Genomic DNA, 17,879 nt, shown 5'->3' with positions numbered 1-17,879 from the left:
GGACAGGATCGGGACAGGACTTGGGTGTGACGGGACCACGCATCAGGGTCGTGATCGCCGACGACGAACCCCTCATCCGGGCCGGGATCCGCATGATCCTCACCTCGGACACGGCAATCGACGTCGTCGCGGAGGCCACCAACGGCCGCGAAGCCGTCGAACTCGCCCGCTCCCACGCCGTGGACGTCGTGCTGCTCGACATCCAGATGCCTGAGATGGACGGGCTGAGCGCCCTGGCCGAGCTGCGCCGGACCGTACCGGGCGCGCGAGTGATCATCCTCACGACGTTCGGGGAGCGGGAGAACGTCCTGCGCGCCCTGGAGCACGGCGGCGCCGGATTCCTGCTCAAGGACACCGCACCCGCCGAACTGATCCGTGCCGTACGCGCCGCCGCGGCCGGTGACGCCTACCTCTCGCCCGCGGCCACCCGGCACGTCGTCGACCAGCTCGCGACGGGCCGTGCCGCGGCCCGCGCCGAAGAAGCCCGGCGCCGGGTCGGCGTGCTGTCCGAACGCGAGCGGGACGTCCTGGCGCTGCTCGGCGAAGGACTCTCGAACGCGGACGCCGGAAAGCGGCTCCACATGAGCGAGGCCACCGTGAAGACCTACGTCAGCAGAATCCTGGCGAAGCTGGACTGCGAGAACCGGGTCCAGGCGGCACTGCTGGCGCGGGACGCGGGGTTGTAGGGACGCCCGGCCGGTGTGGCGGGCGAGCCCGTCCGCGCCGTCCCGGTGGCGGCCGGCGGTGTTTCACGTGAAACACCGCCCACCCCCAGCAGCCGTTCCGGCCTGCTGATTCAGAGCCGCCGCAGAGTTATCCACAGGGGGAGACGGCTTTCCGCCAGCGCCTGTACCGTCAGGGGCAGTTGAGCTCTTGACGTCGTACGAGAGCGCTGGACGAGGACGTCGCACGAGACGGGGGAGGCGGCACGCCATGGGCGAGGTCGACACGGTGGTTCCGGCACAGCGGACCGGAGCGGAGGACGGGCGGGGACGGATCCCCCACGTCCCCGGATTCGCCGTCCGCCCGCACACAGCGGGAACGGGACCCAACCGGGCCCCGGGGTCACCCAAGGCCCAGGGAAAGGCGCTGCGCGCCCGGCTCCCGCGCGCCTCGCACGACTCCCTGGTGCTCACCGCCGACCGCCCGGACGCCGTCCGCGCGGTGGAGGAATCCAACATCGGCCGCGTACCCGAGCTCGCCCCGATACGGGTGGGCCGCATGGCCGCCGGCCCCTTCGCGTTCCTGCGCGGGTCCGCAGGACTGATGGCACACGACCTGGTCGGCACACCCGTCACCGGCATCGCCGCGCAGATATGCGGTGACGCGCACGCTGCCAACTTCGGCCTGTACGGCGACGCGCGCGGCAGCCTCGTCATCGACCTCAACGACTTCGACGAGACCCTCACCGGACCCTGGGAATGGGACGTGAAGCGGCTAGCCACCTCGCTGGTCCTGGCCGGACGGGAGGCGGGCGCCGACGAACACACCTGCCGGGCAGCGGCGTTCGACGCGGTCGGCGCCTACCGCCGCACCATGCGCCTGCTGGCGAAACTGCCGGTCCTCGACGCCTGGAACGCGATAGCCGACGAAGCACTCGTCTCCCACGCCGACGCCCACGATCTTCTCGGCACCCTGGAGCGGGTCTCGGAGAAGGCGCGCAACAACACCAGCGCGCGCTTCGCCGCGAAGGCGACCGAGCAGGGCGAGGACGGCAGCCGACGCTTCGTCGACGCGCTGCCGGTGCTGCGCCGCGTGACCGACGCCGAGGCCGCCGCCGTGGCGGCCTCCCTGGAGCAGTACCTGCACACCCTGTCCGAAGACCGGCTGCCGCTGCTCGCCCGGTACGCGATCCACGACGTGGCCTTCCGGGTGGTCGGCACGGGAAGCGTCGGAACACGGTCGTACGTGGTGCTGCTCCTGGACCACCGGGGCGAGCCGCTCGTGCTCCAGGTCAAGGAGGCCAGAGCGTCGGCGCTGCTGCCGCACCTGCTCAAGGCCGGGTTCAAGGCGCCAGAACCCGGGCACGAAGGACGCCGTGTGGTGCTCGGGCAGAAGCGGATGCAGGTGGTCAGCGACATCCTGCTCGGCTGGACGACCGTAGATGGACGACCGTTCCAGGTGCGGCAGTTCAGGAACCGCAAGGGCAGCGTGGACCCCGCCGCGCTCGCCCCCGGCCAGCTCGACGACTACGGGCGCATGACGGGCGCGCTGCTCGCCCGGGCCCATGCCCACAGCGTCGACCCGCGCCTGATGGCCGGGTACTGCGGAAAGAACGAAGAGCTCGACGAGGCGGTGGCCGCCTTCGCGGTGACGTACGCCGACCGCATGGAGGCCGACCACGCGATCCTGTCCGCCGCCGTGCGCGACGGCCGCATCGCGGCGGAGCTGGGGGTGTAGAGGGGGAGGGTGGGGCGGGGGTGGGGGGCTGGGGGGGAGGGGAGGCCCCCAGCCCCCCAGCCCCGCCCGTACGCTGGACCGGTGACGGACGAAGCTGCCGGCGGTACGACTGCCCGGAACGAGGACCCGCTGACCACCCTGCCTTCGGGGGGCGAGCCGGGCACGCCGTTGAGTGCGGAGGCCGGGACGGGTGCCGCGCCGGATGCTGAGGCCGGGCAGGGGGGCCCGCCGGGCACGGCGGAGCAGGAGCGGCCCGAGGCGCGGCTCGATCGGGCGGTTCGGGTGGCCGAGCAGGCGCTGATCGAGTTCGAGATCGCGGTGGAGACGTTCCGGGTCGAGGTGGAGAACTTCTCCCGGCTGCACCATCAGAAACTCGGCCCGATGTACGCCAGGCTCGATGAGCTGGACGCGCAGATCGCGGAGGCCAGGGCCGTACAGAGCGGTGATCCCGAGGACCTGCGCAAGGCGCGGGAGGCGCGGGCGGCGGTCATGCCCATGCCGGGGGTCGACGAGCTGTTCCACGACTGGATGGACTCCGACGGCCTCTCCCCCGAGGCCGCCTCCATGCTCACCGATCAGCCGGTGCGGCCGCCGAAGCGGGTCCGGCCGAGCGAGGAGGTGCGCAGGCTGTACCGCGAGCTGGCGCGCAAGGCGCACCCGGATCTGGCGCAGGACGAGACGGAGCGGGCGCGGCGGGACGAGTTCATCTCGCGGGTCAACGCGGCGTACGGGCGGGGCGACGAGGCGTCGCTGCGGGAGCTGGCCGAGGAGTGGGCGGCGGGGCCGGTGCCGGAGGAGGTGCGGCCGAGCGAGAGCGACGAGCTGTACGCGCGTCTGGAGTGGCTGAGCCGGCGCAAGGAGCTGCTGGCGCTGGTGGCGCGGGAACTGGAGGACAGCGCGATCGGTTCGATGCTGCGGATGGCGCCGGACGACCCGGACCGGCTGCTTGAGGAGATCGCCGAGCAGCTGCTGACCGAGGTGGCCGGTCGTGAGGCGGAGCTCGCGAAGCTGGTGCAGTAGCGTTCGGAGGACCTGCCGGGTTCGTACGAGAGAAGGCATGACCATGAATTTCGCCCAGCTGCCCTCGGTGGACGTCGCCGCGGTGCCGGACGACGCCCTGGTGCTCGATGTCCGCGAGGACGACGAGTGGGCGGCGGGGCATGCCGAAGGCGCGCTGCATGTGCCGATGAGCGAGTTCGTGGCCCGCTTCGGTGAGGTGACCGAGGCGGTCGCGGACGGGCGTCGGGCGTATGTGATGTGCCGGGTCGGCGGCCGGTCGGCGCAGGTCACCCAGTACCTGGTGCAGCAGGGGATCGACGCGGTGAACGTCGAAGGCGGCATGCAGGTGTGGGAGGCCGCCGGACGCAAGGTCGTCGACGCCCAGGGCGCGCCGGGCACGGTCGTCTAGCCCGCACACGGCACGGGCCCCATGCGCCGAGCGTTCGCGAGGCGGGGCGTCGCGCCCCCCCGCGACGTGCGTTCACGAGGCGGTACGTCGCATCCCCCCGCGTCGAGCGTTCGGAAGGCGGTACGTCGGCGCCCCCAGCCCCGCCGCACCCCTACGCGGGCTGGCTGAGGGGGTGGGCGGCGAGGAGGTCGCCCAGGGCTTCCTCGTGGGCGGCGGCCGGGCCGAGGGAGAGTTCCAGCTGTTTGGCCCAGGCGTGGTAGCGGTGCAGCGCGTAGTCCGTGTCGGCGCCGAAGCCGCCGTGCAGGTGCTGGGCGGTCTGGACCACGCGGCGCACGCCTTCCGAGGCCCAGATCTTGGCGACCGCCACGTCCGCGGCGACGGGCAGGGCGCTCTGGGCGCCGGTGCTGATGCGCCAGGCCGCCTGCCAGAGGGTCGCTTCCATGGCGCGCAGGTCGATGTAGCGGTCGGCGGCCTGCACGGCGACCGCCTGGAAGGTGGCGACCGGGTGGCCGAACTGCTGGCGTTTTCCGACGTATTGGCTGGTCATGGTGAGGACGGCTTGGCCGAGTCCCAGGGCCAGGGCGCAGGTTCCGGTGGTGAGCAGGTCGCGCAGCCATTCCCAGGCGCCGTCCGCGTCGATGACGTCGGTGGTGTCGGCGCGTACGGCGTCGAGGTGGAGTTCCCCGAAGGGTTCGCCGCTGGTGGAGGTCTGGTCGGCGAGGGTGAGGCCCTGGTGGGTCCGGGGAAGCAGGGCCAGTACGGTGCGGCCTTCGGCGGTGTGGGCGGGGACGGCGATGCGGTCGCAGGTCTGGGCATAGGGCACGCCGGTCTGGGCGCCGTCGAGTACCCAGTGGTCGCCGTCGCGGAGGGCGGTGACGGCGAGTTCGGCGCCGTCGTGGCCGGTGCGGCCGTTGGCGGCGACGGTCAGGGCGAGTGCGCCCCGGCCGATCGCGGGCAGTAGCTGGCGCTTCAACTCGGCCTGTCCGTAACGCTGTACGGCCAGGGCGACCGCGCTGGTCTCCAGGAGGGGCAGCCGGGCGAGGACTCTGGCCGATTCGCGCAGGACCAGGCACAGGGCGATCGGGTCCAGGCCCGCTCCGCCGTACTCCGCGTCGAGTACCAGGCTCAGCAGGTCCGACGCGGCGAGCCTGGCCCACAGCGGGCGGTCGAAGTCGTCGGCGACGGGGCCCGGAGTGAGAGCGGGGCTGGGTACCGCGTTGGGTGCGACGCCGGAGAAGACCGCCCGGGCGGCCTCGACGGCTGCCTGCTGCTCCTCGGTGAAGGTGAAGTCCACGGCTTTGTCCTCCCGCGTGCACCGGTTCTGTCCGGGTCGGAGCGACGCGGGGTGAACCGCGTTGCGGGCGACCGGATCTGACGGATCGTCAAGATAGAACAGGTTCTACGCGATGGGAATGGGCGCGGCTCCGCTGTGCCCGGCCGGGCCCCTCAGCGGTCGAAGTCCAGCTCCACCTCCCCGGTGGCCGGGTGGGACTGGCAGGCCAGGACGTAACCCGCCTCGGTCTCCTCCGGCTCCAGCGCGAAATTGCGTTCCATCCGCACCTCGCCCTTGACCAGGAAGGCCCGGCATGTCCCGCACACGCCGCCCTTGCACGCGTACGGGGCGTCGGCGCGGGCGCGCAGCACCGTTTCCAGGAGGGACTCGCCTTCCCGCACCGGCCAGTTGCCCGAGCGTCCGTCCAGGGTCGCGGTGAGTGTGGCGTGCGCCGGGGCGCTGGCGGTGGCCAGGGGCGCCGGTGCCGCGTCGACGTGGAAGATCTCCTGGTGGATGCGGTTGCGGTCGACGCCGAGCCCGCGCAGGGCCCGCTCGGCTCCCTGCACCAGGCCGAACGGTCCGCACAGGAACCAGCCGTCGATGTCCGCCACCGGGAGCAGCGCGGGCAGCAGCGTGTCGAGGCGCTCGCGGTCGAGCCGGCCCGAGGGCAGCCCGGACTGCTGTTCCTCCCGGGAGAGTACGGTGACCAGCTGGAACCGCTCGGGGTAGCGGTCCTTCAGGTCGGCGGTCTCTTCGAGGAACATCGTGGAGGCGGCGCTGCGGTCGCTGCGTATCAGGCAGAACCTCGCCTCGGGCTCGCGGGCGAGCAGGGTGGCCGCGATCGACAGGACCGGGGTGATGCCGCTGCCGCCGACGATCGCCGCGTAGTGTCCGGGGCGCGGCTCCAGGACGAACCGGCCCATCGGCTCCATGACGTCGACGGTGTCGCCGACGGCCAGTTCCTTGAAGGCGTACGTGGAGAAGGAGCCGCCCTCCACGACGCGGATGCCGACGCGCAGGACGGGCTCGTCGGGCGCCTCGACGGCGGGCGCGCAGATCGAGTACGTACGGCGGATCTCCTCGCCGCGCACGCTGCGGCGCAGGGCGAGGTGCTGGCCGGGGAGGTGGCGGTAGGCCTCGCGGAGCTCGGGCGGCACGGCGAAGGTGACGGCCACCGAGTCGTCCGTGAGCTGCTCGACCTCGCTGACCCGGAGCGGATGGAACATCTACAACTCCTTGAAGTGGTCGAAGGGTTCACGGCACGACACGCAGCGGCGCAGCGCCTTGCAGGCGGTGGAGGAGAAGCGGCTGAGCAGCTCGGTGTCGGTGGATCCGCAGTGCGGGCAGCGCACCGACAGGGTGAGCGCGACCGGGCCCTCGGCCGTGTGCGGCCGGGGAGGGGCTATGCCGAACTCGGCGAGCTTGCGGCGGCCCTCCGCGCTGATGTCGTCGGTCGACCAGGCGGGGGAGAGCACGCGCACGACCGAGACGTGCGGTATGCCGTGGTCGTGGAGCACGCGCTCGATGTCCGAGGACATGGTTTCCACGGCGGGGCACCCGGTGTAGGTGGGGGTGAGCTCGACGCGCACCCGGTCCGGCGCTTCGACGTGCACGGTGCGCAGGACGCCGAGCTCTTCGAGGGTCAGGACCGGCAGTTCGGGGTCGGGGACGGAGCCCGCGAGGCGCCGCAGCTCGGCCTCCAGGGGGGTGAGGGATGTGTCGGTCACCATGTCGCCCCCGGGTGGCTGCGGTGCAGGTGCTGCATTTCGGCGAGCATCCGCCCGAACGGCTCGGTGTGCAGCCCCTGCCGGCCGGCGCCCGCCGCCCAGGCGCCGGTGCGGGGTCCTTCGGGGACGGTGAGGGTCGCCCGGTCCAGGACGGAGGTCACCGATGCCGTCCACCGTGCTTCGAGGCTGTCCCGGTCGAGGTCGAGGCCGGGCACCGGCTGGAACATCTCGCCCGTGAAGCGCCACAGCGCCTCGCAGGCCCGCTGCATGCGCCGGTGGCTCTCCTCGGTGCCGTCACCGAGCCGCAGTGTCCACTGCTCGGCGTGGTCGCGATGGTAGTCGACCTCCTTGACCGCTTTCGCCGCCAGGGCCGCGAACTCGCCGTCGCCCGCGGCCAGTTCGCCGTACAGCAGGTGCTGGTACGTCGAGAAGTACAGCTGGCGGGCGATGGTGTGGGCGAAGTCGCCGTTGGGCTGCTCCACGAGCTGAAGGTTGCGAAAGGCCCGCTCCTCGCGGAGGTAGGCCAGCTCGTCCTCGTCGCCGACCTGGGAGAGCAGGACCCGGGCCTGGCCGAGCAGGTCGAGGGCGATGTTGGCCAGCGCGACCTCTTCTTCGAGGACGGGGGCGTGGCCCGCCCACTCCCCCAGCCGGTGCGAGAGCACCAGGGCGTCGTCGCCCAGGGCGAGGGCCGCGTCCGCCGAGACGATGGCCGTCACAGGTGCTTCACCCCTTCCGGGATCTCGTAGAACGTCGGGTGGCGGTAGGGCTTGTCGGCGGCCGGGTCGAAGAAGGAGTCCTTCTCGTCCGGCGAGGAGGCGCTGATCGCGGCGGACGGCACGACCCAGATGGAGATGCCCTCCGACCTGCGGGTGTACAGGTCACGGGCGTTCCGCAGCGCCATCTCGGCGTCCGGCGCGTGCAGGCTCCCCGCGTGGGTGTGGGACAGCCCGCGCCGCGAACGCACGAACACCTCCCACAGCGGCCAGTCGTGCGTGCTCATGCCGTTGCCTCTCCGTTCGCGGTCTTCGTGGCGTGCTGCTTCCTGGCGTAGGCGTCGGCCGCCTCCCGCACCCAGGCGCCTTCCTCGTGGGCCCGGCGCCGCTGGGTGATCCGCTGCTCGTTGCAGGGGCCGTTGCCCTTGAGGACGTCCCAGAACTCCGCCCAGTCGATGGCGCCGAAGTCGTGGTGGCCGCGCTCCTCGTTCCAGCGCAGGTCGGGGTCGGGCAGGGTGAGGCCCAGTGCTTCGGCCTGGCCGACCGCTATGTCCACGAAGCGCTGGCGCAGCTCGTCGTTGGAGTGCCGCTTGATCTTCCAGGTCATGGACTGCGCCGAGTGCGCCGACTCGTCGTCGGGCGGGCCGAACATCATCAGGGAGGGCCACCACCAGCGGTTCACCGCGTCCTGCGCCATCGCGTGCTGCTCCGGCGTGCCCCGGGACAGGGTGAGGAGCAGCTCGTAGCCCTGCCGCTGGTGGAAGGACTCCTCCTTGCAGATGCGGACCATCGCCCGGGCGTACGGACCGTAGGAGCAGCGGCACAGGGGGACCTGGTTGGTGATCGCCGCGCCGTCCACCAGCCAGCCGATCGCGCCGACGTCGGCCCAGGTCAGGGTGGGGTAGTTGAAGATCGAGGAGTACTTCTGGCGGCCCGAGTGCAGCTTGTCGAGGAGCTCTTCGCGGCCGGTGCCGAGCGTTTCGGCCGCGCTGTAGAGGTAGAGGCCGTGGCCCGCCTCGTCCTGGACCTTGGCCATCAGGATCGCCTTGCGGCGCAGCGACGGGGCGCGGGTGATCCAGTTGGCCTCCGGCTGCATGCCGATGATCTCGGAATGGGCGTGCTGCGCCATCTGGCGGACCAGCGAGGAGCGGTACTCCTCGGGCATCCAGTCGCGTGGCTCGATCCGCTCGTCCGCGGCGACGGCCGCGTCGAACACCGCGCGGTTCGCGGTGTCCGTCCCTGCGGCTGCCGTGGCTGTCGCGGTCACTCCGGTCATTGCGGCCCCCTGCCGATCTGCTGTGCGGTTGTCCACCAACCGACCGATCGTTCGGTTCAATGACTTCAATGGTGAGTCGACGGCCCGTAGGGTGTCAACCCTGTGGATAACTCAGCGGGTGCCGATCGGGGCGGGATGGATTCGTACAAGCACGGGACCGGAGCCGGGGGCAAGGCCGACGGAGCGGGATCGGGGCAGGTCAAGGCCGCTGCGGCCGGGCTCGGCGAACCCGCCGGGAGCGGTCCGCGAGCCCCGGGGGAACAGGGCCCGAACCCGGAAACCGGCCGTGCCGCCGAACGGGGGGACGGCGCCGCCTTCGATTCGGCGGCTGCTCCGGACCGGGTTTCCGCCGCGGAGCCCGCGCCGGAGCAGGACCGGATTTCCGCCACCCCGCCCCCTGGGGACGCTCAGCTCCCCGAGGGCACGCCGGCCTCTACCGACACCAGGCTTCCCGAGGGCACGTCGGCTTCTACCGACACCAGGCTTCCTGAGGACACCTCGGCCCCCGCCGACACCAGGTTTCCTGGCACCCCCGCCCCCGGCGCCGCCGACGTTCCCGGTCCCGCCGGCTCCGGCGGCGGGGCCGGCTCCTCGCGGGGGATCGCCGGGCTGCCCTTCCGGTTCCAGGTCGTGGCCGCCCTCGCGCTCGCGGTCATCGGCGTGGTCGCCTGCGTACAGATCGGGATGGTGTTCCTGCACGTCGCCCCGTCCAACACGATCAGCAAGCAGTACGGAAAGGCCGTCGACGACTGGGTGTATCCCGAGTTCGAGCAGAACTGGAAGCTCTTCGCGCCCAACCCGCTCCAGCAGAACATCGACGTCCAGGGGCGCGCCGAGATCAAGATGCCGGACGGCAGCGTGCGGACGACCCCGTGGATCGACTTCTCGGCGCAGGACGGCGCGGCGATCCTGCACAACCCGCTGCCCAGCCACACCGAGCAGAACGAACTGCGCCGCGGCTGGGACTTCTTCGTCGGATCGCACACCGACGACAACAAGCCGAACGGGCTGCGCGGCGAGCTCTCGGAGCAGTACCTGCGCCGCATCGTGATGCTGCGGCTCGGCGCGCACCGCGACGGCGGCACCGTCGACCGGATCCAGGTCAGGTCCATGACGACCTCCGTCAAGGGCCCCTCGTGGAGCGACGAGAAGACCGACACCCGGCCCGTCTACCGGGAGGTGCCGTGGTGGACGGTGACCCCCGCCGACTTGCCCAAGGGCGCCGGTGACGCACGTACGGAGGCGAAGCGGTGAGCACGTACGACCACGACGGCCCGGCCGCCCGACCGGCGAGGAGCACCCCCGCCGAGGGAGCGCCCGCCGGTCCCCCGACATCCGGACGGACCGTGCCCGCCGGTTCCGGCGACGGCGCCGAGACCCGGGCGGCGCGCGCGGTGCGCCTCGTCTCGGCCGCGGCCCTCGGCCCGTACCAGAGCGCTGTCGTCCGGATCGGCTTCTCCGCGACCTGGCTGTTCTTCCTGCTGCGTGAACTGCCGCACCGCCGCGAGCTGTACGGACCCGACGGGCCCTGGAGCTTCGGTCTGGGCAACCGGCTGGTGTCCGGGAACCACGCCTTCACCACGCTGCTGTGGTCCGACAGCACGGTCTGGTTCGAGGTCGTGTACGCGCTGGCCGTCGTGTCCAGCGCCCTCCTGATGCTGGGCTGGCGCACCCGCACCATGTCCGTCGTCTTCATGATCGGCGTGCTCTCCCTGCAGAATCGCTCCGTCTTCATGGGGGACGGCGGTGACAACGTCATCCACCTGATGGCGATCTATCTGGTCTTCACCCGGTGCGCGCAGGTCTGGTCGCTGGACGCGCGGCGCGTCGCGCGCGGGGCGGCCCGCGACCGGGTCGGCCCGGCGCTGTGGGCGGTGTGCGGTCTGGGGCTGCTCGTCGGGACCTGGCGCACGTCGGGATCCGGCGTCTTCGGCGGCGGCGAGTGGTGGCTGTGGGTCGTCTTCTGGGGCGTGTGGGCCGTGCAGGGGCTGTGGTGGGCGGCGGGCAGGTTCGCGGCCGCCGATGCGCGGGCGCTGCTCGATGTGCTCGCCAACCTCGTGCACAACGCGGCCATGGTCGTGATCATGGCGGAGGTCTGCCTGGTCTACGCGACCGCCGGCTGGTACAAGATCCAGGGCACCCGCTGGCAGGACGGGACCGCGCTGTTCTACCCCCTGAAGCTGGACTACTTCTCGCCGTGGCCCGAACTCTCCTCTCTGCTCGGCACGAGCGGGGTGATCGTGATGCTGCTCACCTATGGAACGGTCATGGTGCAGGTGGCGTTCCCGTTCACGCTGTTCAACCGGCGGGTCAAGAACGTGCTGCTGGTGGCGATGGTGCTGGAGCACGCCGGGATCGCCGTCCTGCTGGGCCTGCCGTTCTTCTCGCTGGCGATGATCGCCGCGGACGCCGTGTTCCTGCCGACGTCCTTCCTGCGCAGGGTGGGCGCGTTCGCGGGCCGGCTCCGGGCGGGCGCGCGCGTTCCCGAGCAGCGCGGGGAGGCGACGGAGGCGGCCGAGCGGCCACGTACGCTCGTGGGGTGAGCAGCACCGAACACCCGGCCCCGGCCGAGGACACCCCGGCCGGCGACGCCGTCCAGTACGACGAGGGCTTCGGCCCGGCCGAGGTCGGCGTGGGCCCGCACCCGCGGCCCTGGCCCGAGGGCGAGCGGTACGACCCGGAGCTGCTCGCGCACGGCGACCGGCGCAATGTCGTCGACGCCTACCGGTACTGGACGCGCGAGGCGATCGTCGCCGACCTCGACACCCGGCGCCACGACTTCCACGTGGCCGTCGAGAACTGGGGCCACGACTTCAACATCGGCTCCGTGGTGCGGACCGCGAACGCGTTTCTGGCCAAGGAGGTCCACATCGTCGGGCGGCGGCGCTGGAACCGGCGCGGCGCGATGGTCACGGACCGCTACCAGCACGTGCGCCACCACCCCGACACCGAGTCGCTGACCGCGTGGGCGGAGGCGGAGGGCGTGCCGATCATCGGCATCGACAACCTTCCTGGCGCGGTGCCGCTGGAGCGCACTGAGCTGCCGCGCCGGTGCGTGCTGCTCTTCGGCCAGGAGGGCCCCGGGCTCACCGAGGAGGCCCGTAAGCACGCCCATATGGTGTGCTCCATCGCGCAGTTCGGGTCCACGCGGTCGATCAACGCGGGGGCCGCGGCCGCCATCGCGATGCACGCCTGGGTGCAGAGGCACGCCGCCGTCCCCGACTGACGCGCCTCCGCCACCGTGCGGCTGTGCTGCTCGGACCCTGCCCTCCGGCCCGGCTCCCGAGGCGTTGTCCCCGGGTCCCGCTCCCGAAGGGCTGTTCTCGGACCCCGCTCCCGAGGTACTGACCTCGGGCCCCGCACCCGAAGGCCTGTCCTCGGACCCCGCTCCCGAGGCGCTGCCCTCGGGCTCCGCCCCCGAAGGGTTGTTCTCGGACCCCGCCCCTCCCGAAGGCGTGTCCTCGGACCCGGCTCCCGAAGGCCTGTCCTCAGGCTCCCCCGTGGACGTTGCCCCGAGGGGCCGGGCCCCGGGCCTGCCCGCGGGCCCCGCCCCGGAAGGGCCTGAGTTCAGGCCTGCCTCCCCCCGGAGGGGTCTGGTCAGGCCTGCCTGCGGACCTCCACCACGCGGAACCTGTTCGCCACGAACGCCCCGTCGCACAGGGCCGCGTTGGCCGCCGGGTTGCCGCCGGAGCCGTGGAAGTCGGAGAACGCGGCCGTCTGGTTGACGTACACCCCGCCCGTCAGGTTCAGCGACAGCTGGGCCGACTCGTCCAGGCAGACGTCCTCCACCGCGCGCTCCACCTCGGGGGAGGTGGTGTACGCGCCGACCGTCATCGCGCCCTTGTCGCGGATCGTGCGGCGCAGCAGCTCGACGGCGTCCGCCGTGGAGTCGACGGCGACGGCGAAGGAGACCGGGCCGAAGCACTCCGACAGGTAGGCGGCCTCGGCGTCCGGCTTCGCGCCGTCCAGCTTGACGATCACCGGGGTGCGGACCACCGCGCCCGGGAACTCGGGGTTGGCCACCTCCCGTGAGGGCAGGGCGACTTCGCCGAGACCGGACGCCGCCTCCAGGCGGGTCTTCACGTCCGGGTTGACCAGGGCGCCGAGCAGCGCGTTGGCCCGGGCGTCGTCGCCCAGCAGGCCGCTGACCGCGCTCGCGAGGTCGCCGACCACCTCGTCGAAGGACTTCTTGCCCGCGTCGGTGGCGATGCCCTCGCGGGGGATCAGCAGGTTCTGCGGGGTGGTGCACATCTGGCCGCTGTACAGGGACAGCGAGAAGGACAGGTTGGCGAGCATGCCCTTGTAGTCGTCGGTGGAGTCGATGACCACCGTGTTGACGCCGGCCTTCTCGGTGTAGACCTGCGCCTGGCGGGCGTTGGCCTCCAGCCACTCGCCGAACGCGGAGGAGCCCGTGTAGTCGATGATCTTGATCTCGGGGCGGACCGCGAGGGTCTTGGCGATGCCCTCGACGGGCCGCTCGGCGGCCAGGGCCACGAGGTTGGGGTCGAAGCCCGCCTCGGCCAGCACCTCGCGGGCCACCTTCACCGTCATCGCGAGGGGCAGGACCGCGCGCGGGTGTGGCTTGACGAGGACCGGGTTGCCGGTGGCCAGGGAGGCGAACAGGCCCGGGTAGCCGTTCCACGTCGGGAAGGTGTTGCAGCCGATCAGCAGCGCGATGCCGCGCCCGGCCGGGGTGAACGTCTTGGCGAGCTCCAGGGGCTCGCGCTTGCCCTGTGGCTTGGACCAGGCGGCGCTGCCCGAGGGGGTGCGCGTCTGCTCCTGGTAGGCGTAGGCGATGGCTTCGAGGCCGCGGTCCTGGGCGTGCGGCCCGCCCGCCTGGAAGGCCATCATGAACGCCTGGCCGCTGGTGTGCATGACGGCGTGGGCGAACTCGTGGGTGCGGGCGCCGATCCGGGCCAGGATCTCGATGCAGACCAGGGCCCTCGTCTCGGGCCCGGCGGCCCGCCAGGCGGCCATGCCGGCCCGCATCGCGGGCAGCAGGACGTCGAGGTCGGGGTGCGGGTACTGGACGCCCAACTCGATTCCGTAGGGCGACGCTTCGGCGCCCGTCCAGTCGTCGGTGCCCGGCTGGTCGAGGTCGAAGCGGCGGTTCAGGAGCGCGTCGAAGGCCGCCTTGCCGTCCTCGGCGCCCGTCTCCCCGTAGGCCTTGGGGTGCTCCGGGTGCGGCGACCAGTACGCACGCGTGCGGATCGCCTCCAGGGCCCCGTCCAGGGTGGGCCTGTGCTTCTCGGTCAGCTGCATGGCGAGCAACTCCTCGTCGAGTCTTCGAGCTGGGCAGGGAGAGCCGGACACCGTTAGAGTAACCGAACGATCGGTCGGGACAAGAGGGCCCGGGGAAACCTGTGGACAACTACCGGCCACGCCCGCCACGGCCCCGCTCGGGCGCCCCGGGAGGGGGCCCGCCGGGCCCGTGGGCCAGCCGTAGGGGAGGATCGCGTTCATGACCGAAACCGCCAGCGCACCGGCGATCGCGCCGAGCAGTACCGTCGCCGTCGTCGGCACCGGGACCATGGGGCAGGGCATCGCCCAGGTCGCCCTCGTCGCCGGGCACCGCGTGCGCCTCCACGACGCCGTGCCGGGCCGCGCGCGCGAGGCCGCCGACGCCCTTGCCGCCCGCCTGGACCGGCTGGTCGAGAAGGGCCGCCTGTCCGCCGCCGACCGCGAGGCGGCCCTGGCCCGCCTGCACCCGGCCGAGGACCTCGCGGAGCTCGCCGACGCGGCGCTCGTCGTCGAGGCCGTCCTCGAACAACTCCCGGTCAAGCAGGACCTGTTCAGGGCCCTGGAGGCGGTGGTCGCCGAGGACTGCCTGCTCGCCACCAACACCTCCTCGCTGTCGGTGACCGCGATCGCCGGGGCGCTCGAACACCCCGGGCGCTTCGTGGGACTGCACTTCTTCAACCCCGCTCCCCTGCTCCCGCTGGTCGAGGTCGTCAGCGGCTTCGCCACCGACGAGGCGGCGGCGACCAGGGCGTACGAGACGGCGAAGGCCTGGGGCAAGACGCCGGTGCGCTGCACCGACACCCCCGGCTTCATCGTCAACCGCATCGCCCGGCCCTTCTACGCGGAGGCCTTCGCGGTCTACGAGGAGCGCGGCGCCGACCCCGCCACCATCGACGCGGTGCTGCGCGAGAGCGGCGGGTTCCGGATGGGCCCCTTCGAGCTGACCGACCTCATCGGGCAGGACGTGAACGAGGCGGTGACGCGCTCGGTCTGGGAGTCCTTCTTCCAGAGCCCCAAGTTCGCCCCGTCGCTGGCCCAGCGCCGCCTGGTCGAGTCCGGACTGCACGGGCGCAAGAGCGGACGCGGCTGGTACGCCTACGGCTCCGGCGCCTCCCCGAAGGAGGTCGTGCGTCCCGCGCCGCACACCGCGCCGCCCGCGAAGGCCCCGGCGGCCGTCACCGTGGTCGGTGACCTGGGCCCGGCCCGCGACCTGGTGGCGATGATGACGGAGGCCGGCATCGCCGTGAAGACCGTCAACGAGGGCGGCCCCTACATCGAGCTTCCGGGGGATGGACAGCTCGTCCCGGCCGACGGCAAGACGTCCGTCGAGTTCGCGGACGTCGTCTACTTCGACCTCGCCCTCGACTACCGGGGCGCCACCCGCATCGCGCTCTCCGCGAGCGAGGACACCTCCGAGCGCGCCGTCGGCGAGGCCGTCGGCCTGTTCCAGAGGCTGGGCAAGGAGGTCAGCGTCATCGGCGACGTGCCGGGCATGATCGTCGCCCGCACCGTCGCGATGCTCGTCGACCTCGCCGCCGACGCCGTTGCTAAGGGCGTCGCCACGCCCGAGGACATCGACACCGCGATGCGGCTGGGCGTCAACTACCCGCTGGGGCCCGTCGAATGGAACCGCCGGCTGGGCCAGGACTGGGCGTACGACCTGCTGTCGGCGCTGCACGAGCGCTGCCCCACCGGCCGCTACGCCCCCTCGCTGGCCCTCTTCCGGCAGGCGTACGCGGGTGACGAGGAGACGGGCTCATGACGACCGCCAAGCGCGACACCTACACGCCCGAGACGCTGCTCACGGTCGCCGTGCGGGTCTTCAACGAGCGCGGCTACGACGGCACGTCGATGGAGCACCTGTCCAAGGCGGCCGGGATCTCCAAGTCCTCGATCTACCACCATGTCGCGGGCAAGGAGGAACTGCTGCACCGGGCGGTGAGCCGCGCGATAGACGGCCTCTTCGGCGTCCTGGACGAGCCGGGCGCCCTGCGCGGCCGGTCGATCGAGCGAGTCGAGTACGTCACCCGACGTACGGTCGAAGTCCTGATGGCTGAGCTTCCCTACGTCACGCTGCTGCTGCGCGTCCGCGGCAACACCAAGACGGAACGCTGGGCGATGGAGCGCCGCAGGGAGTTCGACCAGCGCGTCGCCGACCTGCTCAAGGCGGCCGTCGCCGACGGAGATCTCCGCGCCGACCTGGACATTCGCCTGGCGACCCGGCTGCTCTTCGGCATGGTCAACTCGCTGGTGGAGTGGTACCGGCCGCAGCGCGAGGGGGAGGCGGACGGGGATCAGGTGGCGGACACCGTGGTCAGGATGGCCTTCGAGGGGCTGCGGACCGGCCATTGAGCCGCGGCGCCGTTGACTGAGGCACCGAAGCGGATCACCATCCACCGTCATGGCTGCCCTGCGAACTCCTGCGCCCTTTGTGTCCGTCTGTGCCGCCGTGCTGCTCGTGGGCACGGCGCTGGCGGGATGCGGCGGTGGAGGCGGAGGAAACGATCCCGCGGCCGAGTCGCCGGACGCGGGAGCCGCCGTCAAGAAGGCCGAGGCCGCCGCCCAGGCCGCGCCGACCCAGGGGGACGACTTCGGCTGCCTGACGCCCGAACAGGCCAAGGCGGGCTCCATCGTCTTCAAGAGCGCGGCGGGATCGCCCACTGGCGGCTTTCTGACCGGCAGTGGCAATACCGGGATCGTTCTCGCCCATCAGGTGGACGGAAATGTCTGCCAGTGGAAGGACAAGGCCGTCGAGCTCGGCAAGGCCGGCTTCCGTGTTCTCGCCGTCAACAACACGACCGGCGACGCGGCCGCCGAGATCGAGGGCGCGGCCGCCCTGCTGCGTACCGAGGGCGCCTGGAAGCTGCTCCTCATGGGCGCCTCCAAGGGCGGCACAGCGACCCTGGAGGCGGCCGCCCATATGCCGCTGAAACCGGACGCGGTGGTCTCCCTGTCCGCGCCCGAGCAGTACGGCCCGATGGACGCGCTCACCGCCGCGAAGTCCCTCGCCGTGCCGGTGCTCTACATGGCGGGCGACCAGGACGGCACGTTCGCCACGGCCGCGCGGGAGCTGAGCGCCGCGAGCACGAAGGCCCCCGAGGACCGGCTGGTCTCGGTCAAGGGCTCGACCGCGCACGGAGTGGCCCTCCTCGCCGCCCCCGACAACTGGGAGACCGTGCTGGCCTTCCTGAAGAAGTACTGCACCTGAGCGACGCCGGAGGGACGGCCCCTATGAGGGGTCCAGGTCGGTCTCCTCGAACACCAGCAGCGTGCGTGTCGACAGGACCTCGGGGATGGACTGGATCCGGGTCAGGACGAGCTCGCGCAGCGCTCTGTTGTCGGGTGTGTGCACCAGGAGCAGGACGTCGAAGTCCCCGCTCACCAGGGCGATGTGGGCCGCTCCGGGCAGCTCCCCCAGCTGTTCGCGGACCGTGCGCCAGGAGTTCTGCACGATCTTGAGCGTGACGTAGGCGGCCGCTCCCTGGCCCGCGCGCTCGTGGTCCACGCGCGCGGTGAAGCCACGGATCACGCTGTCCTCGACGAGCCGGTTGATGCGGGCGTAGGCGTTGGCGCGCGAGACGTGGACCCGCTCGGCGACGGAGCGTATCGAGGCCCGGCCGTCCGTCTGGAGGATGCGCAGGATGGCGTGGTCGATGTCGTCCAGCGGGCGTGCCGGGACCGGCCGGTTGTCACCGGTGGCCATTTGTTCAGCTGTCATGTCCCCCCGCCTTCCTGTTGTGGACACCCTGTTCCCATCCCAGGCTGTGGAGAACCGTTTGTCCACAGGCTGGAGGTGCCTGTAGCCAAAATGCGTCCACGACCGAACAATCGGTAGGTGAGG

Annotated in this window: 18 protein-coding genes; 10 read left to right on the top strand and 8 right to left on the bottom strand. The window is 72.0% G+C overall.

Features of this window, described 5'->3' with window-relative positions; all coding sequences use genetic code 11:
- Nucleotides 1–26: 26 nt before the first annotated feature.
- The 4 genes from DT019_RS22160 (at nt 27) to DT019_RS22145 (ending at nt 3,808) form a co-directional block, all read left to right on the top strand.
- Nucleotides 27–686 carry a response regulator transcription factor gene (locus DT019_RS22160; RefSeq protein ID WP_114038630.1) on the top strand — a complete coding sequence of 220 codons (660 nt, stop codon included), beginning with the start codon at nt 27–29 and terminating at the stop codon, nt 684–686.
- A 247-nt stretch (nt 687–933) separates the two neighbouring features.
- Nucleotides 934–2,400 (top strand): DUF2252 domain-containing protein, encoded by a 1,467-nt coding sequence (locus tag DT019_RS22155; RefSeq protein WP_114038629.1) that lies wholly within the window; start codon nt 934–936, stop codon nt 2,398–2,400.
- 81 nt (nt 2,401–2,481) lie between these two features.
- Nucleotides 2,482–3,420 (top strand): J domain-containing protein, encoded by a 939-nt coding sequence (locus DT019_RS22150; RefSeq protein ID WP_114038628.1) that lies wholly within the window; start codon nt 2,482–2,484, stop codon nt 3,418–3,420.
- Nucleotides 3,421–3,463: 43 nt separating this feature from the next.
- Nucleotides 3,464–3,808, top strand: a complete 345-nt coding sequence (locus DT019_RS22145; protein WP_114038783.1) for a rhodanese-like domain-containing protein — start codon at nt 3,464–3,466, stop codon at nt 3,806–3,808.
- A 151-nt stretch (nt 3,809–3,959) separates the two neighbouring features.
- Here DT019_RS22145 and DT019_RS22140 read toward each other — a convergent pair whose 3' ends face one another.
- From DT019_RS22140 to paaA, 6 genes are all read right to left on the bottom strand, one after another.
- Complete coding sequence (locus DT019_RS22140; protein ID WP_114038627.1) at nt 3,960–5,102, bottom strand: acyl-CoA dehydrogenase family protein; 1,143 nt, start codon at nt 5,100–5,102, stop codon at nt 3,960–3,962.
- A gap of 152 nt (nt 5,103–5,254) precedes the next feature.
- Nucleotides 5,255–6,307 (bottom strand): 2Fe-2S iron-sulfur cluster-binding protein, encoded by a 1,053-nt coding sequence (locus DT019_RS22135; protein WP_114038626.1) that lies wholly within the window; start codon nt 6,305–6,307, stop codon nt 5,255–5,257.
- The gene (gene paaD, locus DT019_RS22130) at nt 6,308–6,811 is read right to left on the bottom strand and encodes a 1,2-phenylacetyl-CoA epoxidase subunit PaaD (RefSeq protein ID WP_114038625.1); all 504 of its coding nucleotides are present in this window, start codon (nt 6,809–6,811) and stop codon (nt 6,308–6,310) included. It abuts the gene before it with no gap.
- On the bottom strand, nt 6,805–7,524 hold the full coding sequence (gene paaC / locus DT019_RS22125) for a 1,2-phenylacetyl-CoA epoxidase subunit PaaC (protein WP_114038624.1): 720 nt from the start codon (nt 7,522–7,524) through the stop codon (nt 6,805–6,807). Before paaC ends, paaD begins: the two co-directional genes overlap by 7 nt.
- Nucleotides 7,521–7,808, bottom strand: a complete 288-nt coding sequence (paaB, locus tag DT019_RS22120) for a 1,2-phenylacetyl-CoA epoxidase subunit PaaB (RefSeq protein ID WP_053729227.1) — start codon at nt 7,806–7,808, stop codon at nt 7,521–7,523. Before paaB ends, paaC begins: the two co-directional genes overlap by 4 nt.
- The gene (gene paaA / locus DT019_RS22115; protein WP_114038623.1) at nt 7,805–8,797 is read right to left on the bottom strand and encodes a 1,2-phenylacetyl-CoA epoxidase subunit PaaA; all 993 of its coding nucleotides are present in this window, start codon (nt 8,795–8,797) and stop codon (nt 7,805–7,807) included. Before paaA ends, paaB begins: the two co-directional genes overlap by 4 nt.
- Before the next feature lie 135 nt (nt 8,798–8,932).
- Here paaA and DT019_RS22110 point away from each other — a divergent pair, with 135 nt between their 5' ends.
- From DT019_RS22110 to DT019_RS22100, 3 genes are read left to right on the top strand one after another with little or no spacing between them, the layout of a single operon-like run.
- Nucleotides 8,933–10,051 carry a DUF5819 family protein gene (locus DT019_RS22110; RefSeq protein ID WP_114038622.1) on the top strand — a complete coding sequence of 373 codons (1,119 nt, stop codon included), beginning with the start codon at nt 8,933–8,935 and terminating at the stop codon, nt 10,049–10,051.
- Complete coding sequence (locus DT019_RS22105) at nt 10,048–11,340, top strand: HTTM domain-containing protein (protein ID WP_411292722.1); 1,293 nt, start codon at nt 10,048–10,050, stop codon at nt 11,338–11,340. Before DT019_RS22110 ends, DT019_RS22105 begins: the two co-directional genes overlap by 4 nt.
- Nucleotides 11,337–12,023 (top strand): TrmH family RNA methyltransferase, encoded by a 687-nt coding sequence (locus DT019_RS22100; protein ID WP_114038621.1) that lies wholly within the window; start codon nt 11,337–11,339, stop codon nt 12,021–12,023. The genes DT019_RS22105 and DT019_RS22100 overlap by 4 nt, the downstream gene beginning before the upstream one ends.
- Before the next feature lie 371 nt (nt 12,024–12,394).
- Here the strand turns inward: DT019_RS22100 and paaN are convergent, their stop codons facing one another.
- Nucleotides 12,395–14,059, bottom strand: coding sequence for a phenylacetic acid degradation protein PaaN (gene paaN / locus DT019_RS22095; protein ID WP_114038620.1), 1,665 nt, complete (start codon nt 14,057–14,059; stop codon nt 12,395–12,397).
- A gap of 199 nt (nt 14,060–14,258) precedes the next feature.
- Here paaN and DT019_RS22090 point away from each other — a divergent pair, with 199 nt between their 5' ends.
- The 3 genes from DT019_RS22090 to DT019_RS22080 are packed head-to-tail and all read left to right on the top strand — an operon-like array spanning nt 14,259 to nt 17,246.
- Nucleotides 14,259–15,800, top strand: coding sequence for a 3-hydroxyacyl-CoA dehydrogenase (locus tag DT019_RS22090; protein WP_114038619.1), 1,542 nt, complete (start codon nt 14,259–14,261; stop codon nt 15,798–15,800).
- A complete protein-coding gene (locus DT019_RS22085; RefSeq protein ID WP_114038618.1) occupies nt 15,797–16,390 on the top strand; it encodes a TetR/AcrR family transcriptional regulator in 594 nt (197 codons plus the stop codon). The genes DT019_RS22090 and DT019_RS22085 overlap by 4 nt, the downstream gene beginning before the upstream one ends.
- A gap of 49 nt (nt 16,391–16,439) precedes the next feature.
- A complete protein-coding gene (locus DT019_RS22080) occupies nt 16,440–17,246 on the top strand; it encodes an alpha/beta hydrolase family protein (protein ID WP_114038617.1) in 807 nt (268 codons plus the stop codon).
- Nucleotides 17,247–17,267: 21 nt separating this feature from the next.
- On the opposite strand, the gene DT019_RS22075 is transcribed toward DT019_RS22080, so the two are convergent.
- A complete protein-coding gene (locus DT019_RS22075; RefSeq protein ID WP_114038616.1) occupies nt 17,268–17,756 on the bottom strand; it encodes an Lrp/AsnC family transcriptional regulator in 489 nt (162 codons plus the stop codon).
- Nucleotides 17,757–17,879: the final 123 nt, after the last annotated feature.

It is taken from the genome of Streptomyces sp. SDr-06 (assembly GCF_003324565.1).
In the GTDB taxonomy this organism is placed as follows: Bacteria; Actinomycetota; Actinomycetes; order Streptomycetales; family Streptomycetaceae; genus Streptomyces.
This window is presented reverse-complemented; position numbering and strand designations above follow the sequence as displayed.

Bases quoted from the DNA above. Each gene is read 5' to 3' on its own strand.
- DT019_RS22155 (WP_114038629.1), top strand. From the start codon at position 934: ATGGGCGAGGTCGACACGGTGGTTCCGGCACAGCGGACCGGAGCGGAG.
- DT019_RS22145 (WP_114038783.1), top strand. From the start codon at position 3,464: ATGAATTTCGCCCAGCTGCCCTCGGTGGACGTCGCCGCGGTGCCGGAC.
- DT019_RS22135 (WP_114038626.1), bottom strand. From the start codon at position 6,307: ATGTTCCATCCGCTCCGGGTCAGCGAGGTCGAGCAGCTCACGGACGAC.
- paaD (WP_114038625.1), bottom strand. From the start codon at position 6,811: ATGGTGACCGACACATCCCTCACCCCCCTGGAGGCCGAGCTGCGGCGC.
- paaB (WP_053729227.1), bottom strand. From the start codon at position 7,808: ATGAGCACGCACGACTGGCCGCTGTGGGAGGTGTTCGTGCGTTCGCGG.
- paaA (WP_114038623.1), bottom strand. From the start codon at position 8,797: ATGACCGGAGTGACCGCGACAGCCACGGCAGCCGCAGGGACGGACACC.
- DT019_RS22110 (WP_114038622.1), top strand. From the start codon at position 8,933: ATGGATTCGTACAAGCACGGGACCGGAGCCGGGGGCAAGGCCGACGGA.
- paaN (WP_114038620.1), bottom strand. From the start codon at position 14,059: ATGCAGCTGACCGAGAAGCACAGGCCCACCCTGGACGGGGCCCTGGAG.
- DT019_RS22090 (WP_114038619.1), top strand. From the start codon at position 14,259: ATGACCGAAACCGCCAGCGCACCGGCGATCGCGCCGAGCAGTACCGTC.
- DT019_RS22085 (WP_114038618.1), top strand. From the start codon at position 15,797: ATGACGACCGCCAAGCGCGACACCTACACGCCCGAGACGCTGCTCACG.
- DT019_RS22080 (WP_114038617.1), top strand. From the start codon at position 16,440: ATGGCTGCCCTGCGAACTCCTGCGCCCTTTGTGTCCGTCTGTGCCGCC.
- DT019_RS22075 (WP_114038616.1), bottom strand. From the start codon at position 17,756: ATGACAGCTGAACAAATGGCCACCGGTGACAACCGGCCGGTCCCGGCA.